Below are 15969 nucleotides of genomic sequence, written 5' to 3' on the forward strand. Positions count from 1 at the left end.
CGCTCTCAGGTATCCGTATCAAACAAAAGCGGAAGAACCCCGTTGCCGGAGCCCTTCCGTTCCACTGGCCCGCAAGGCTGCAGTCGAAGTTCGGTTTCTGGGGCAGCAGCGATCCACCGGACATTCAGACGGCACTCCATTTGCGTTCCATTACACTTTAATTTTGGGCAAGTTATCTTAATATATTGTACTTGATTTCGCGTAGCTTGTGTGCATCTGGGGAAGAATAATTATTTCCCGGGCTTATCCCGCTAGAATCTTCCTGATTTGAATATCGAGAACAGCAGCCATACAATCATCAGCATAGCGATGACGGAGCCGATCTCCACGATGGGGAAATCCCAGAGCAGCGAAGGCTCGCCGCGCAGAGAGGAAGCCACAATTAGACCGGCCATAATAATGCTGAAGGCCAGCAGCACGATACTGAAGGAGAGCCGGTTGCCGACCCGGCTGAACTTGTGCTCCAGATTCTGGAGCTCAGGGACCCCAATCTCCACCTTGAGCTTCCCCTTGCTGAGCAGCGCGGAGAGCTGCCGGGCCTGGGCAGGAAGCTCCACCAGACTCTCGGCAAGATCGGCTACTCCGCCGAGCAGCTTGCGCTGAAGCCGGCTTCCGCTGAATCGCTGCTTCACCAGTTGCCTGCCGAACGGCTCGGCCATCTGCACTATGCTGAAGGCCGGATCGAGGCTGGCGACCATGCCCTCCAGCGTCAGCATCGTCTTACCCAGCATCGCGAGATCGGGCGGAATAACCAGCTGGTGCTTGCGGGCAATGCTGAACAGATCATTCAGCGCCTTGCCGATGCTGACCTGCTTGAACGGGATATCATAATACTGCTCCCGCAGCCGGTCCATATCATCGTGCAGTGCCATACGGTCGGCATCCTCCGGAATCACACCCAGCCGCAGAATGGCACGTACCATCGAATCGGTATTCTTGCGCATCAGTGCGATCACGAGCGCGGACAGCCCATCCTTCATTTCCTCGCTCAGCCGCCCGACCATCCCGAAATCAATCAAAGCCAGCTTGCCGTCCTCCAGCACCATGACATTGCCCGGATGCGGATCGGCATGAAAGAAGCCATGGATAAAAATCTGGTTCAGCATCATCTCTACAAGCTGCTGGGCAATAGTCTTGAGCTTGACGCCCTTGTTCAGTAGCTCATCCCGGCGGTTCAGCGTAATTCCGTCCACGTATTCCATCGTCAGCACCCGTGTGGAGCTGAAATCCCAATAGATGGCCGGTATATATACATTATCCTGGGCAGACAGATGCCCGGCTATACGTTCGGCGTTGCGCCCTTCCTGGGCATAATCAAGCTCGGCCATCAGGGCACGGGAGAACTCCTCGACCATCCGGGTTAATCCGTATTGTTTGGCCCAGTCCATCTTCCGCTCAGCCAGGACGCTTAAATCCAGCAGAATTTCAAGATCCCGGCTCATGGTCCGCATGACACCGGGACGCTGAATCTTGACCGCGACACTCTGGCCGCCGTGCAGGACGGCCCGGTGCACCTGACCGATGGAAGCTGCAGCAAGCGGATTGTTCTCGAAGTACTCAAAGACCGCATCCATATGCTGATCGAGTTCCTGCTCGATAATATTGCGGGCCGTCTCCGCCGAGAACGGCGGCACATTGTCCTGCAGCTTAATAAGCTCTTGTATAATTGAATCCGGCAGCAGATCGGAACGTGTACTGGCGAGCTGGCCCAATTTGACAAACGTCGGCCCCAGATCCTCCAGCACCCGGCGGATCCGCTCCCCGAGTGTTACACTTTCGTGAACCTCCTGCGTAATAATCCGGCGCGGAAGGGACAGAAGATGATAAAGGCCCAGTTCCTCCACCATATAGCCGAAGCCATGACGCATAAGCGCCATGGCTATTGCCCGGTACCGGCCGGCATGTCTTATGCGGACTGCCATTTATTCCGTGTGCGTTTCCGGCACGACATCCTCCTGGGTGCGGGGAGCCGTATGGCCCTCCAGCTCGGCCACGCGGCGCTCAAGCACAGCGATGCGCGATTCCAGTCCGGCAATGTCTCCTTGAACAGGCACCTTGAGCTCCCTTAGCACCTTCTGAACCTGCTCATGTACAGCGGATTTGAAGGTACCGCGTTCTTCTTCACCGCGCTCCACCAGCCGGTCAACCAGTGCCTTGGATTCCGATGGCGCAAGCTCGCCCCGCTTGACGAGTTCATCTACGACCTTTTCAACCTTTTCCTTGCTGACAATGGTGAGGCCCACTCCTAAAGAGATTGCTTTCTTGAACAAATCACTCATGGTACTTCCCTCCCAAAGATTCCAGTTATGGTTAGAGTATACCCCTTAGCGGGCCAATTCACAAAATAACCCCACAAAGTGGGGCCAAATCTTCGATGATTACTCAGGTACTTTGCGGGGACACCGAAAATATATACTGTCTTTCATAAAAGTCCGGGTTATCTGGGAATCCGTGCCGCCCAGGTGGCTGCGCGCAGAATCAGCTGGCGGACTGCCGGATGTCGGAACGACGGCTCATGATGGCCGGGCATCAGATAGACAACCCGTCCCTGACCGTAGCTGTGGCACCAGGCCGCAGGCAGCAATTCCCCGTCCGCTTCATATTCAAGCAGAATCTTCTTATCGGTGAAGGGGTCGAACTCGAAACGGTACGGCTCTTCATCGAGCTGGAAATCCTCAATGCCTTCGGTGATATCATGTTCCCGCACCTTGAAATTCAGCGGTGTATAGGGAGGATGTCCGGTGAATCTGCCGCCGATCAGATGTGCCAGCTCATACCGCTTCGCCAGCGAAACACCGGTATGCAGGACAATCAGGCCGCCGCCGCCGCTTACATAACTCAGCAAACCCGCCGTCTGCTGGGGAGATACGGTTTCGTTCCATAATTCGTTATATGCAATGCAGAGATCATATCCTGCCAAATGTTCGCTTAACAGCAGCTTTTTATTCTCCGAGCACTGTACGGTCAGAAGATCATTCAGAATCTCGCTGACCTGCTTGTCTACGCCTTGCAGCGGGTGAAACCTCGGGTGGGTATAATCGCCAAGTAACAGGCATTTTCTCTTATCCATGGGTCTCCTCCTCCTTATTTCTTTATCTTTGTAGTGGAACGTTGCCTATTCCTGTGCCGCCCGGCCGGGTGCTACCGGTTACCGGGAAGCCGCGATATACCGGCCCAGCTCTACGAACATGCTGCCCATCCGTTCATGCTCCGGCATAATGATCCGCTTCACGCCCTCTTCCTTGAGGGCTTCAGAGGTAAGACGGCCGACAGATACAGCCAGCACCTTATCCTCGAATGCCTGAACGAGTTCTTCCAGCCTGCCCTGGTCCCGCGCATACTGCGCCAGGAAACGGAATTGCGGAGCACTTGTGAAGGCTACCGCATTCACCCGGCCTTCTGTAATATCCGCCAGCAGCAGGGCCAACGCTCCTGGCTCCGGCTGCGTGTACCGGTACGGCTGTACCCAGCTGACCTCTGCTCCCGCATGCTCCAGCCACTGGACCAGATGCGGGGCGGACTCTCCGTGCAGCTGCAGTCTGACCCGCTTGCCCTGTAAATCCCAATCCTGCAAACCGCGGATCAGCCCTTTGGTGCTGCCGTCATCGTCGCGCACCACGGGCTCCAGCCCCCGCTTCTTCAAGGCATTGACTGTCTTATAGCCGCGCGCAGCAATAGGTGAAGCGGAGAGAACTTCCAGGAAGCGGTCCGCAAGCTCCAGCTTCGCGGCCATCTCGAACAATGCGTCGAGTCCCATTCCGGTCGTCAGAACTGCCAGGTCCGGCGGCTGGTCTGTCCAGGCGGTCAGCCCGTCACGCAGTGCAGCATCATCCAGAAATGACGTCCCCTGGGCGGGACGGTGCAGCGCAGTCCCACCCATATTCTGTATCAGCTTTGCCATTTCTTCCGCCTTGCGCGGACCCGCCAGGGCAATGGTAATGCCCTTCAATTGCTCTGCCATGAATGCTTCTCTCCTTCGTCACCCCATATTATTGCTTATCAGTATACTTGCAAAAGGAGGTAAAAGGGAAGACCGCAGCGCATTTTTAGCTTCAGGAACTCCGCTGGTCTCCGGAACCACCGCTACCTTGCCGGACGGTATCCGCTGCACCCGGAGCCTGATTTCCCGGATATAATTTGAATTTGCCGACCAGCCGCTGCAGTTCATCGGCAAGATGGCTCAGATCTGCCGAGGAAGACGCGATCTCTTCCACTGATGCCAGCTGCTGCTGGGCAGCAGCAGAGATAGTTTCGGTATTGCCTGCCGCCTCCTCGGTGATCCCGCGGATCTCTCCGATGGCCTTCTCCATACTATCCGCTTCTTCCGTCAGCGTATGCACAGCTCCATTCATCGCTTCAATTTTCTCCGCCGCCCCTTTAACCGCCCTGCGGATCCGTGAGAAGGAGCGTCCGGTCGTATCGACCGCCATAATGCCTTCGGATACCCGGTTCTTCGCATACTCCATGGTAGCTGTAGCCTGGATCATCTCCGCATTAATGGAAGTAATCTGTTCGGAGATCATCCTTGCCGACTTCTCTGATTCTTCAGCCAGCTTGCGCACCTCTGAAGCCACAACCGCGAAGCCGCGGCCCTGCTCGCCTGCTCTGGCCGCTTCAATGGAAGCATTCAGGGCCAGCAGGTTGGTCTGCCGCGAGATCCCGGTAATTACACCGACAATCCCCTGGATCTGTCCGGTCCGCTCATTAAGCTTATCAATGACCCCGCCCAGCTCCTCTACCGTTTCATGAATCCCGTTGATCTTATCGACTACGCTGATTACAGATTCATTCCCCTCCGAAGCAGAGAGCGAGGTCTTGTCCATCATCGCCGATACTTGCTCCATAAACCCCGAAATATGCTCTACTTCGCTTGTAGTGGCAGCCGTACTTATCATTCCTTTATTGACACTGTTAACCTGGCGTTCTGTTCCGGCCGCTACCTCCTGAATCGCTATCGTAACATGCTCTATCGCTTTGGTAGTCTGCTCGGCCCCCGCTGTCAGTTCCTCTGCGGATGAGGAGACATTGTCGGTCATCTCCTGTACACCGATAATCATCTGCCGCAGATTGCCGACCATCAGGCGGAAATTCTCAGCCAGCAGGCCAATCTCATCTCTGCGGAAGTCCCCGATATCCTGCGACAGATCGCCCCCGGCGATTAGCTCTGTCGCTCTGCGCAGCCGCACCAGCGGCTTCAGGATCGATGAGACATTGAGGTAGATAAGGACCAGCGCCAGCAGTACAGAAACAGAGATTACAATGAATACCGTCTCCCGGATATCACTCGTCGCACGGGTAATCTCATTCTTGCTGATCGTCCCCCCGATTCTCCAGCCGGTCAGCTCATTCACCATGAAGGTCATCTTCTTGGATGAATCTTTATAGTCATAATCAAAGCTGCCGCTCTCACCTTCGAACATTTGCTTCACGAAATCAAGCGAGGACTCCTCGCCAATAGTCTCAGTCGGGTGAACCAGGAATTTCTTGCTGCTGTCGATAATTAGTATATAGCCTTCTTCGCCTACCTTGATATCTGTCAGATCAGCCAGCGAAGACAGGTTCAGATCCAGACCCACTACCCCGTTCCCGCCTTCGAGCACTGCTGAAATAGCAATGGCCGACTCTTTATTCACGGTCTGAAATACCGGAGAGATCACAATCCCGCTGCCATGCTTAAGGGCATTGATATAAGCGTTCTCCTTGCGCGGGTCATAGCCGTCCGGCAGCTGGATATCGGCCGCACGGATACCCTTGCCTTTACTGGTTCCGGCATAAATATCAAGTACATCGGAATGCAGTTTGGCATACTCCTTAAGTCTGGCCTCCAGTACAGGCGCGGCCGCCCCCGCCGCTTCATTGTTAATAGTGTCCGCCGTGAGCTGTGCAGCAAAGTAGTTAATATCAGCAATTTTGGATTGAATGTTTGCATCGATAATCTCGTTAACCGCCACTACACTTTCCGTGGCATTTTGGGTGAGCTGCTCCCCGACTTCACTGCTGGCAGATTGATAGGTCAGCCAGCCTATAATGATGCTAGGTACAAGCAAAACAAGCAAATATGTAAGAATTAGCTTCGTGCGGATGGTCAGACGCGCCTTTTTATTCATATGATGGGCTCACACTCTCTTTCTTTATGGGTCTTAAGCACGATAAATCTGCAGACTCAATATATAATTAAATATCGCCGCTGGAAATCCTCTTTTCTTCAAGAATTCATTATTATTCTCATATGTTGCTTAATAATTTTCATAGATACATAGCAAAAAACCGTTTTTATGAAAACGGTCTTTTGTTATATTTATTCTTTTCACTAGTGCGAATTCTTATTCCGGCAGGCTGGACATACGCCTCCAAATACAACATGTGTATGGGTGATTGAATACCCCGTATCCTCCGCTACCGTGTCGATCCACGCCTGCGGAACCTGACTCATCACTTCATCCACGGCACCGCAGATTTCACAGATAATATGCTGATGGTCGTCCAGACGGGCATCATATCTGCTGGCTGCCTCTCCGAGCTTCAGTTCACGGATCATTTGTTTATCCGAAAGATACCGCAATGAATTATAGACGGTCCCATAGGCCAGGTTATGCCCCTGCTCTACAAGCCGGTTCATTACCTCGGCAGCAGTAGGATGGTCATGGGAATTACGGACGATATCATACACGGCCTGACGTTGAGAGGTTAAGTTCAGCGTTCTCATCTTTATCATCCTCTAACTTGTTTTTAGATCAAGTATAAGTCCTGATGCTGGAAGCGTCAATGCACGGGACACTATTTGATCATTCCCGAGTATTTCACTTCCACGTCGGCTTTCACCTCGAATTTCAGACGGGGATACAGGCTCTCCCATACCGCCATTTCCGTGTCATTATTCCAGTGTCGTGCCCCGTAATGCAGCCCCCAGCCCAAGGGATCCATTCCGCTGTCCCGGATTTTCAGGAGCAATGCAGTAACAGCCTGGCTAAGCTCCGTCCCTCCGGCGGCGGCAATCTTCTGCAGCATATGATGAGTGATCATCTGCACCGTACTGTTCTCTTCCAGGATCGCACGGATCTTAATTTGGTAGCGAATGGCCGGTTCCCCATCCTGCCTCGTCACAATCCGGTAGCTGGAAGAACTGCTCTCCGTATAGTACTGATACATTCCGTCGCCTAAACGGGCGGGAAAGTTCGTGCGCAGATTGGAACGGGACAGCAGATTGAACAGCCGGGTCTCATCGGGTGAGAGGACAAGCTTGATTTTACTCTTATCCAGCAGAGCAATCTTGTCGATCAGGAACTGCTCCTTCCCCTGTGCCTCGATAATCGGCAGTATGGGATCTATACCCTTCTCATAAATACTCCGCATCAGCTGATAGGAGTATACACTCGAGATAAAAGGCGACTCTGTTCCTTGTCCGCTCATAGCCAGAATCAGCGAGTTGGACGGAATACGCTCAGAGGGCGGCTTGACCTGCAGCACTTCAAGCGCTCCCGGCTTTCCTACCGCAAAATTAAGAATCGACTGGATATCTCTGCGCCTCATCGCCCAGTCTGTCACATGCCGGATATCTTTGGCGGCGATTTGCTCGCCCAGAATCAGCGTCTTGCAGTGGACATAGTCCAGCTCCTTCTCTACTTTGGACTTCATTCTCCGCAGCGCTTCAGAGATGCTCTCTGATTCTTCAGTGACGATCAGCATCTTCTCATCAATCTTGGTAACATCCCCTTGAGGGATAGCCAGCTTCAGGCTTACCTTGAACGTCCCCTCCTCCTTACCGGGGTCTATCCCGATGGCTACTACAAATATTCTCCGGTCAATATCTTTGAAATTGCAGCCTGTCAATACCATACACACCAGCAGCAGGAGAAGGATGACTCTGCCACGCATGCTTCTCATGCTCTCCGCCCCCTCACAACCCAGTAGCACCAGAACAGCAATCCAACCATCAGCAGCTCTCCGTACCAGCGGATATGCAGCAGGAATACACCAAGCATATTAAGGTTGTATTGATCCAGACGCAAGAGGGCAACCGCTCCTGCAGCAAACAGGCTCAGGATAACAATTTCCTGCCAGAGCTTTGTCTTAGGCTTCCCGGATGTGGAGGGAAGCAGGCTAAGGAACAGCTCTTTGCCGACATGCCACTGGATAATGGCACTGACCAGCGATAAGGTACTGTAGGCGAAATAGAAGATATACAGCATGCGTTCGATCAAAAAAGCTTCAACACGGATACTGTCCGCCGTCGTGAACCAGGTATACACATGCCGCTCGATACCGATTGTCCCATGATACCCTATAGGCACGAAAAAAGTGACCAGCAGCATCAGGAAACCTTCCAGACTGAGGATCCATATATGCTTAAGCTTCAGCCCATGAAATACCCGGTTGAATACCGCCATATTAATGTAGCCGCTGAACGTAAAGGTCGCTGCTGCCAGGCTGTTCATATCCGGAGCATGCAAGGAATGGGTCATTACCTGGAGCACAGCGTCCCAGCTGAAATCCGGATTAATCACTGCCTTGACCATCGTATACAGGATTAAGGGCAAGGTGATGGCAAGCGTAACCTCCAGTCCATAGAGAAGTGACAGTGAATCTATCCGGGAACACAGGCAGACGAGCGCCAGGAACCCAAACATTACCGCATAAGGACCTGTATCCGGACTGATAAACCGCAGTGTAATATCCACGAAGGACAGCAGGATAAGCGCCCCCGCCATATACCAGAGCACCGCATATACCAAAATCAGCGGAGAAGCCAGCAGCTTTGGCAACGCAGATCCGAAGATTTCCGGCAGTCCCTGCCCAGGAAATTTATTAATGACTTTGGTGAACAGGTAGATGAATAAAGTGCCCACAGCCACTGCAACGAGAATGGAGGACTGTGCACCGTCGAAGCGGGCATCGATCAGCTCCCGGGGGGTGAAATTAACGATATTGATCAGGGTATTCATGAGAAAAAGGCAATAGAAATAGCGGCTCTTGGCCCTCATTGTCTACCGCCTTTCTTCCTCAATGCAGTTCCCAGCGTATCGAGAAAAAACAACTTGAAATACGGCTGGCCGAAGCTGCGCTGGCTGCATAAATACATGGTAAAGCCTACGAGGCAGACGACAACACCAACGAGTCCCAGCACCGCTGCCGCCATGACAAAGAAATATTTCAGGACGCGGATGGAGAAGCTCATCATATTGAGGGGAATCAGGAAATTCGATATCGCCACTACGGATACGAGAATAATCATAATATTGCCGATCAGCCCTGCTGCAGTGGCGGCTTGTCCCAGAATCAGACCTCCAACCGTTGTGGCCGTCGGGCCAATGGCTCTGGGCAGCCGCAAACTCGCTTCCGTCAGAAATTCCATCATGATCATCATAAGAATGACTTCGACAAAAGAAGGATACGGCACAGTAGCCCGGCTCCCCCCGATTAAGAGGGCAATCTGCACACGAACAATCTCTGGATTGTAGGAGGTAAAGGCAATATACAGGGCCGGCAGCCACAGCGTCATGGCCACACCGAGAATACGCAGCATTTTTAAGAAACGCCCTACAAAAGGCAGTTGAATCTTGTCATCCATGGCCGTGAAGAAATCATTGAAGATCGAAGGAAGCACAATCGCATACCCTGTGGTATCCAGCAGCACCGCTACTTTGCCTTCAGCTAAATTGAATACCACCCGGTCGGGCCGCTCTGTAACAATCGTTTTGGGAAAAATGCGCAGCTTATCGCTGCTGATATATTTCTCCAGCTCACCGGCAGCCTGCAGAACATCCAGCTTCAGCGTGTCCAGCTTCTCTTTTAATTCGGCCAGAACATCGTGATTCACTCTGCTTTCGTCATAGAGTATAGCCACTTTGGTCTTGGACACGTTGCCGATAATGGTGAATTCCATCTTCAGTTCGGAAGACTGATAACGCCGCCGGATCAGGTTCAGACTAACCGCCAGACTCTCACTGAGCGCATCGGAAGGTCCCTGGCTGATACTCTCCGTAATAGTCTCCTTGACACTGCTGACCTCAATCTTGAGCGCATCGAAGAAGCAGAGCTTGCCAGAGCTGCCTATACAGGCATAACCGCTTAGCAGAAGATCCAGCGCGCGCGTCCCCTCCGTAACTTCCTCACTCCCGGGATAGTCCGCGATGTAATTATAGTACGCTGACGGATTACCCATCTCGTAGAACGGCTTCACGATATTCCGGCTGACCGTCAGTCCATCCGTAATACTCTTGATATACAGCAGGCTGACCTCTCCCGAGGGAACAGCCATGATATTGTCCTCAAGGTCACCGAAACCGCTCAGCTGTCCCCTGATCCATTCCAGGGTCACTCCCTGCTTATGCACTTGTCCTGACATGGATCATTCTCCCTCCAGGCCCGAATTGCCGGGAACTTCCCCTTATTTTGGCACTGTCGCCCTCATTTCATACACCCGCTGCCGGATCGAGGCGTTTCTTTTGCCGGGAGTGTGGTAATAAATGAAATGAATAATGACTAATGGAGGGATCACTTCATGAATTCACAGGATCACCGCTCGCAAGGTCTTCCGCAATTTCCGGAATCATTATGGAGGGGCAGTACAGAACTGCCCTCTTTTCCGGAGCTTGCGGAAGATCATGTCACAGATGTAGCCATTGTCGGAGCAGGCATTACGGGTATTACGACAGCTTATTTGCTGTCCAAGGCAGGGTATAAGGTCACTCTGCTCGAAGCGGGAGAGATCCTTGGCGGCACCACCGGCTTCACCAGCGCCAAAATCACCGCCCAGCACGGAATGATCTACAGTGATCTGCTGAAGCACTTTGGGGAGGAACAGGCCCGGCTCTATTTCCAGTCAAACAGTGAAGCGCTGGAGTGGATGATCGCTACGGCTGAAGAAGTGGGGCTGTCCTGCGGGTTGACGCGGGAAGCTGCGTATCTGTATGCCGATAGGGGAGATGAGAAGACGCTCAAGCAGCTGGCTGCTGAATTCGAGGCATACAGTAAGCTTGGACTGCCGGGAGAATGGCTGGACCAGGTTTCGCTGCCACTGAGAGCAGGCGGTGCGATCAAGCTGCCTGGACAAGCCCGTTTTCATCCGCTGGAGTACCTGAAGGGGCTGCTGCAGGTCGTGCTGGACAAGGGCGGCAAGGTATATGAGCATACGATGATCGGGGAAAAGGTCGATACGGACGGGCATCTCACCCTCTATACCGAAGGGGAGAAGTTCAAAATTAAATGCCGCCATGCCGTGTCCGCCTCCCATTTCCCATTCTATGATGGAGGCTCCCTCTATTTCTCGCGGCTGCACGCGGAGCGGTCCTATTGTCTGGCTATTGAGCCGGAAGCTGATTATGAGGGCGGCATGTACCTGAGTGCCAGTGAACCTACCCGCTCGCTGCGCGCGGTGGAATGGGACGGGCGGAAGCTCGTAATCGTCGGCGGTAATAACCACAAGACCGGACAAGGCATCTGTACCTTCGGCCACTATGAGAATCTGGAGAAGTTTGCGGGAGAATTGCTCGGCATTCGCAGCATTCCCTTCCGCTGGTCGGCGCAGGATCTCATCACTCTGGACCGGGTCCCCTACATCGGCAAGCGGGCGGAGGATGAAGAAATCTATATTGCCACAGGCTTCGCCAAGTGGGGAATGACCAGCGGGACGCTGGCTGCACGCCTAATTGCAGATGGGATCCTGGGAAGCAGCAACCCTTATACAGAGCTGTACGATCCGACACGCTTCAAAGCTAATCCGGGCATCAAAAATTTCATCGTGCAGAACTTCTCGGTCGCCAAAGAGCTTGTAGCCGGAAAAGTGGAGATTATCCATAAAAAAACAGAAGATCTTGCACCGGATGAAGGGGCCGTTGTTTTCCATGACGGCAAACGGGTTGGCGGCTACCGCGACCCTGAGGGCAAGCTGCATCTCGTGGACAGAACCTGCACACATATGGGCTGTGAATGCGAGTGGAATAACGGGGAACGCTCCTGGGATTGCCCGTGCCACGGCTCCCGCTTCTCTTATGAGGGCGATGTGATCGAAGGACCGGCCACAGTCCCGCTTAAGAACCTCACAGCCAAGCAGTAAGCCTGCTTCATATACAGTAGTGTACAGAGCATACAATTAGAATGGACTGTCTTGTCCCTCTTCGCCTGTCCCGGCGTGATTGTCTCTGTCCGCTCAGGTATAATAGGCTTATGTTCATCCAATATATAGAATTTTCTATCTTAAGGAGCGTGACGACAGGTTATGGATTTAAGAGGAACCAGTATTGTAATTACAGGTGCAGGTAAAGGGATCGGCAAAGCTCTCGCGATGGCACTCGCTAAAGAAGGCGCTAACCTGGGGCTTATCTCCAGAACTTCAGCAGATCTGGAGGCACTGAAGTCGGCATTGACTGAGGTATATGACATCAAGGTCAGCATTGCTGTAGCTGATATTGCGGTGCGTGAGGAAGCAGAGCGGGCGGTTGTGGCCCTGCAGAATGACCTTGGCCCGTTCGACGCACTTATCAACAATGCCGGGATTGCCCAGTTTGGCACCTTCCTGGAGATGGACCCTGCTGACTGGGAGCGCCATATGCAGATCAATCTGTTCGGCACTTATTATGTAACCCGTGCGGCACTGCCTGCTATGATTGAACGTTCCAGCGGTAACATCATCAATATCTCTTCTACGGCAGGAGAACGCGGCTTCGCTACAGGCTCAGCCTATTGTGCTTCCAAATTCGCTTTGATGGGTATGACGGAAGCGCTGGCGATGGAGGTCCGCAAGCATAATATCCGTGTCGTGGCACTAACCCCCAGCACCGTCAACACAGGTCTGGCCACCGGTGCCGGCCTGAAGATCGGTGATGAAGACCGGATGATGCAGCCCGAGGATGTGGCCGAGCTGACGCTCGCTGCCTTGAAGCTTCCAGACCGCGTCTTCCTGAAGACCGCTGGCATCTGGACGACTAATCCGCAATAACAATGGCAGATTACACCCACACCCTATGAGGAGGACTTGGCATGCTGGTAGTAACCAACACGATTAAGATCAAAGAAGGACATGGCGAAGCACTGGCCTCGCGTTTTGGGGCAGACAATGGGGTGCAGAGCATGCCCGGATTTATCCGCATGGAGGTCTGGCAGGGCGCGCCCAAAGAAGGCGTGGAGGAGCTGAAGATCTGTACTGTCTGGGAGAGCGAGGAAGCCCTAAGCGGCTGGACGTCCAGTCCCGCCTTCCGCGATTCGCACCGCGGGGCCGGCCGGAATGAAGCCATTGTCGGCGCCTCACTCGACAAGTATGAGCTGCTACTCAGCCGAACTCCCGGTAACTGAATCCAGCCGTTATACGCATATACACAACAGGGATGCCCCGCAGCCTTTAAGGCTTGACGGGGCATCCCTGTTATTGCTTCTGTAGTTCACAACCCGGTTATTCGCGGCCTGTTGCCGGAGACTCGCCCACGTCCTGATGCTTGCCCGGCCAGAAGGCCCGGCGGCCCAGAAGCACGGTGATGGCCGGAACCAGGAACGGCCGGACCACGAAGGTATCGAGCAGCACGCCAATCGCGGTGATGATACCGAATTGCACCAGCACCTGAATCGGCAGACTCGCCAATACAGCGAAGGTACCTGCCAGAATGAGTCCGGCGGAGGTGATTACCGATCCGGTTTCGTTCACGCCTTCGGCGATGGCCTGCTTCAGCGGCATAGCTTTACGCTTTTTCCAGATATTCGAGATCATGAAGATGTTATAATCCTCGCCCAGCGCTACCAGGAAGACGAAGGAATAGAGCGGAATTGCGCCTTGAATTGCATCTGCACCGAGCAGATAATGAATAATAATCCAGCCCAGACCGAGTGCCGAGAAGAAGGAGAGAATTACCGTAGCTACCAGATAAATGGTCGCCACTACAGATCGGAGATAGATCAGCAGCAGCACTGTAATCATCCCGATAACCACCGGTATAATCAGATCGGTATCCCGTTCCCCGAGCTCCTTGGTATCATACTGGGTAGCGGTCTGTCCGCTAATCCATACCTTATCCTGCGCGTTCTCTATTCCCGACTCCGCCAGGGCCTGCTCTACAGTAGCCTGGAGTGCCGGAATGTGATTCATCGCCTCGATGGAATACGGATTAGCCTTGAATTCAATATCATAGGCAGTGATGTTCTTATTAACGGCCCCCTGCTGCGGATCAGATACCACGTCCACATAGGACAGGCCGCCCAGGATGACCTTCAGATCTTCTCCGCCGCGCAGGCCCTCTGTATCCACCATCAGCTTGGCCGGTGCCAGCTCTCCGGGAGAGAACTGCTTGCCGATCTGGTCGAACCCTTCACGCGATTCCATATCTTTCGGGAAGGAGGATAGGATATCATAGGTGAATTTAATTCCGCTGGAGAACGAGGCCAGGATGCCCAATACCACCACGGTTACTCCCACGATCGCCCATGGCCGGGAAATGACAAGATACCCGATTCCTTTTTTGGGTGAACTCTTCGGCTGCGGTACCGGCTTCCCCTTGGCCTTGGCCCGCTCAATCTCCATTTGCGGAGTGCGCGGAACGAACGGGAAGAACGAGGTTCGACCAAAGATAGCCAATAGTGCCGGAACCAGCGTCAGACTGGCAATCCCCATAATGAGAATAGAGACACTGAACGGAACCGCAAAGCGGTGGTACGCCCCGTATTTGGCCAGCAGCAGCGCGAAGAGCGCAAGCACAACTGTGAATCCGCTCATGGCGATCGCTCCGGAGGAATGGGTGATTGCACTCAGCAGTGCACGCCCCTTGTTCTCCTCAACCTTCAGCATCTGGCGGAACCGGGAAATCATAAACAGGCAGTAGTCTGTCCCCGCCCCGAAGAGCAGCACCGTCATAATAGATACGGCCTGCGAATCCACCGTAATCCAGCCTTCCTCTGCCATCTTGCCAAGCAGCGGGCTGGTTACACCGTAAGCAAAGCCGACTGCAACCAGCGGAATCAATGCCAGAATCGGCGAACGGTAGATCAGCAGCAGGAAGACCAGCACCAGTATTACGGTTGCGATCAGCAGTGCAACATCAGCATTCTTGAATAAGCCTGTTGCATCTACCGATATCCCGACTGGACCGGAAACCCTAAGGCTTAAATCGCCGCTGTCTTGCTTGGCTGCAGAAGGGTCTGTGCCAGTTTCAGCGCCGATCAGCGTCTTCATCTCGGTCAGTGATTCGCCGAGCTGTTCACTGTCTGCCTTCTTGTCAAACAGCACTGGTGTGACGATTGTACTTCTATCCTCCGACAGTGAAGCCTGCAGCGCCTGTGGCGGCAGCTGACCAAGCGGCGGAACGAAGTTCTGATGCGCGAGCGGCTGCTGCTCAAGCTTGGAGTATACAGCAGTTATATGTAGGAGATCTTCCTCTGACAATCCGCCTTCACGATGCCATACCAGCAAGGCCGGTACGCCGCTTCCGGCAGGGAATTCTGCCTCCGCAAGCGCTGCTGCGCGGACAGATTGCGAATCCTCCGGCAGGTTGGGCGCGTTATTGACAACCTGCGAGTTCACCGAAGGCCAGATCATAGTCAAAGCCCCTACAACTGCAATCCACACCAGAAGGGTAATCCATTTTGTTTTGCCTCCTGCTACCCATTTACCGTAGCCTGACATTCCTTTCATCCTCTCTCCCATCCGCAAGCCCAAAATGAGCCGCGGGTCATTTTACTATCCTTATCATATATACCTTAAAAATTTTAAGCAAACCTTTTTTCTAAAGCAATAGATAGTAAGAGTTACAGTAGACGACATTGCCTCATGAAACCCCTGATTCATTACGTCTAGAACGGGTGAGCACCGTTGTCTCTATTTCTATTATTATCTGGAAACTAGTATATGATACCCAAGGGAAAATAGATGGCTCTACTTAAGCCGCGCGGCATGATTCTGCCCGAAATGTTGCCTTTTGTACAAAAAATTTTGATTTTAGACCGATTTAACGAGGGGATTGTTGTATTTTATGCAGGATTTTTAAGCGA

General features: G+C 53.2%; 13 protein-coding genes. 3 read left to right on the forward strand and 10 right to left on the reverse strand.

What is annotated here, in order from left to right; translation table 11 throughout:
* Positions 1-251: 251 nt before the first annotated feature.
* The 9 genes from R50912_RS30875 to R50912_RS30915 all read right to left on the reverse strand — a co-directional run bounded on the left by R50912_RS30875 (position 252) and on the right by R50912_RS30915 (position 10345).
* Positions 252-1922 carry an ABC1 kinase family protein gene (locus tag R50912_RS30875; RefSeq protein WP_042240406.1) on the reverse strand — a complete coding sequence of 557 codons (1671 nt, stop codon included), beginning with the start codon at positions 1920-1922 and terminating at the stop codon, positions 252-254.
* Entirely contained in the window at positions 1923-2279 is a 357-nt protein-coding gene (locus tag R50912_RS30880) for a phasin family protein (RefSeq protein ID WP_042240409.1), read from the reverse strand.
* A 158-nt stretch (positions 2280-2437) separates the two neighbouring features.
* A complete protein-coding gene (locus R50912_RS30885; RefSeq protein ID WP_042240413.1) occupies positions 2438-3070 on the reverse strand; it encodes a ThuA domain-containing protein in 633 nt (210 codons plus the stop codon).
* 78 nt (positions 3071-3148) lie between these two features.
* Positions 3149-3961: a uroporphyrinogen-III synthase gene (locus R50912_RS30890; RefSeq protein WP_042240415.1), complete on the reverse strand. Its 813-nt coding sequence runs from the start codon at positions 3959-3961 to the stop codon at positions 3149-3151.
* Positions 3962-4052: 91 nt separating this feature from the next.
* Positions 4053-6107: a methyl-accepting chemotaxis protein gene (locus R50912_RS30895; RefSeq protein WP_052416774.1), complete on the reverse strand. Its 2055-nt coding sequence runs from the start codon at positions 6105-6107 to the stop codon at positions 4053-4055.
* 203 nt (positions 6108-6310) lie between these two features.
* Positions 6311-6706: a Fur family transcriptional regulator gene (locus tag R50912_RS30900; RefSeq protein ID WP_039305505.1), complete on the reverse strand. Its 396-nt coding sequence runs from the start codon at positions 6704-6706 to the stop codon at positions 6311-6313.
* A gap of 71 nt (positions 6707-6777) precedes the next feature.
* Positions 6778-7884, reverse strand: coding sequence for a Ger(x)C family spore germination protein (locus R50912_RS30905; RefSeq protein ID WP_052416775.1), 1107 nt, complete (start codon positions 7882-7884; stop codon positions 6778-6780).
* Positions 7881-8981 (reverse strand): GerAB/ArcD/ProY family transporter, encoded by a 1101-nt coding sequence (locus R50912_RS30910; protein ID WP_042240417.1) that lies wholly within the window; start codon positions 8979-8981, stop codon positions 7881-7883. The genes R50912_RS30905 and R50912_RS30910 overlap by 4 nt, the downstream gene beginning before the upstream one ends.
* Entirely contained in the window at positions 8978-10345 is a 1368-nt protein-coding gene (locus R50912_RS30915; RefSeq protein ID WP_042240419.1) for a spore germination protein, read from the reverse strand. Before R50912_RS30915 ends, R50912_RS30910 begins: the two co-directional genes overlap by 4 nt.
* A 156-nt stretch (positions 10346-10501) precedes the next feature.
* On the opposite strand from R50912_RS30915, the gene R50912_RS30920 reads away from it, so the two are divergent.
* From R50912_RS30920 to R50912_RS30930, 3 genes are all read left to right on the forward strand, one after another.
* The gene (locus tag R50912_RS30920) at positions 10502-12055 is read left to right on the forward strand and encodes an FAD-dependent oxidoreductase (protein ID WP_042240423.1); all 1554 of its coding nucleotides are present in this window, start codon (positions 10502-10504) and stop codon (positions 12053-12055) included.
* A 162-nt stretch (positions 12056-12217) separates the two neighbouring features.
* A complete protein-coding gene (locus tag R50912_RS30925; protein WP_039305517.1) occupies positions 12218-12937 on the forward strand; it encodes a 3-ketoacyl-ACP reductase in 720 nt (239 codons plus the stop codon).
* 41 nt (positions 12938-12978) lie between these two features.
* Complete coding sequence (locus R50912_RS30930; RefSeq protein WP_042240425.1) at positions 12979-13290, forward strand: antibiotic biosynthesis monooxygenase; 312 nt, start codon at positions 12979-12981, stop codon at positions 13288-13290.
* 97 nt (positions 13291-13387) lie between these two features.
* Here R50912_RS30930 and R50912_RS30935 read toward each other — a convergent pair whose 3' ends face one another.
* Positions 13388-15613, reverse strand: coding sequence for an MMPL family transporter (locus R50912_RS30935; protein ID WP_042240427.1), 2226 nt, complete (start codon positions 15611-15613; stop codon positions 13388-13390).
* Between the last annotated feature and the right edge of the window lie 356 nt (positions 15614-15969).

Source organism: Paenibacillus sp. FSL R5-0912 (assembly GCF_000758605.1).
Taxonomy (GTDB): domain Bacteria; phylum Bacillota; class Bacilli; order Paenibacillales; family Paenibacillaceae; genus Paenibacillus_AQ.

What these genes read in the sequence shown, in the direction of transcription:
- R50912_RS30875 (WP_042240406.1), bottom strand. Translation starts at nt 1,922, where the DNA reads ATGGCAGTCCGCATAAGACATGCCGGCCGGTACCGGGCAATAGCCATG.
- R50912_RS30880 (WP_042240409.1), bottom strand. Translation starts at nt 2,279, where the DNA reads ATGAGTGATTTGTTCAAGAAAGCAATCTCTTTAGGAGTGGGCCTCACC.
- R50912_RS30885 (WP_042240413.1), bottom strand. Translation starts at nt 3,070, where the DNA reads ATGGATAAGAGAAAATGCCTGTTACTTGGCGATTATACCCACCCGAGG.
- R50912_RS30890 (WP_042240415.1), bottom strand. Translation starts at nt 3,961, where the DNA reads ATGGCAGAGCAATTGAAGGGCATTACCATTGCCCTGGCGGGTCCGCGC.
- R50912_RS30895 (WP_052416774.1), bottom strand. Translation starts at nt 6,107, where the DNA reads ATGAATAAAAAGGCGCGTCTGACCATCCGCACGAAGCTAATTCTTACA.
- R50912_RS30900 (WP_039305505.1), bottom strand. Translation starts at nt 6,706, where the DNA reads ATGAGAACGCTGAACTTAACCTCTCAACGTCAGGCCGTGTATGATATC.
- R50912_RS30905 (WP_052416775.1), bottom strand. Translation starts at nt 7,884, where the DNA reads ATGAGAAGCATGCGTGGCAGAGTCATCCTTCTCCTGCTGCTGGTGTGT.
- R50912_RS30910 (WP_042240417.1), bottom strand. Translation starts at nt 8,981, where the DNA reads ATGAGGGCCAAGAGCCGCTATTTCTATTGCCTTTTTCTCATGAATACC.
- R50912_RS30915 (WP_042240419.1), bottom strand. Translation starts at nt 10,345, where the DNA reads ATGTCAGGACAAGTGCATAAGCAGGGAGTGACCCTGGAATGGATCAGG.
- R50912_RS30920 (WP_042240423.1), top strand. Translation starts at nt 10,502, where the DNA reads ATGAATTCACAGGATCACCGCTCGCAAGGTCTTCCGCAATTTCCGGAA.
- R50912_RS30925 (WP_039305517.1), top strand. Translation starts at nt 12,218, where the DNA reads ATGGATTTAAGAGGAACCAGTATTGTAATTACAGGTGCAGGTAAAGGG.
- R50912_RS30930 (WP_042240425.1), top strand. Translation starts at nt 12,979, where the DNA reads ATGCTGGTAGTAACCAACACGATTAAGATCAAAGAAGGACATGGCGAA.
- R50912_RS30935 (WP_042240427.1), bottom strand. Translation starts at nt 15,613, where the DNA reads ATGAAAGGAATGTCAGGCTACGGTAAATGGGTAGCAGGAGGCAAAACA.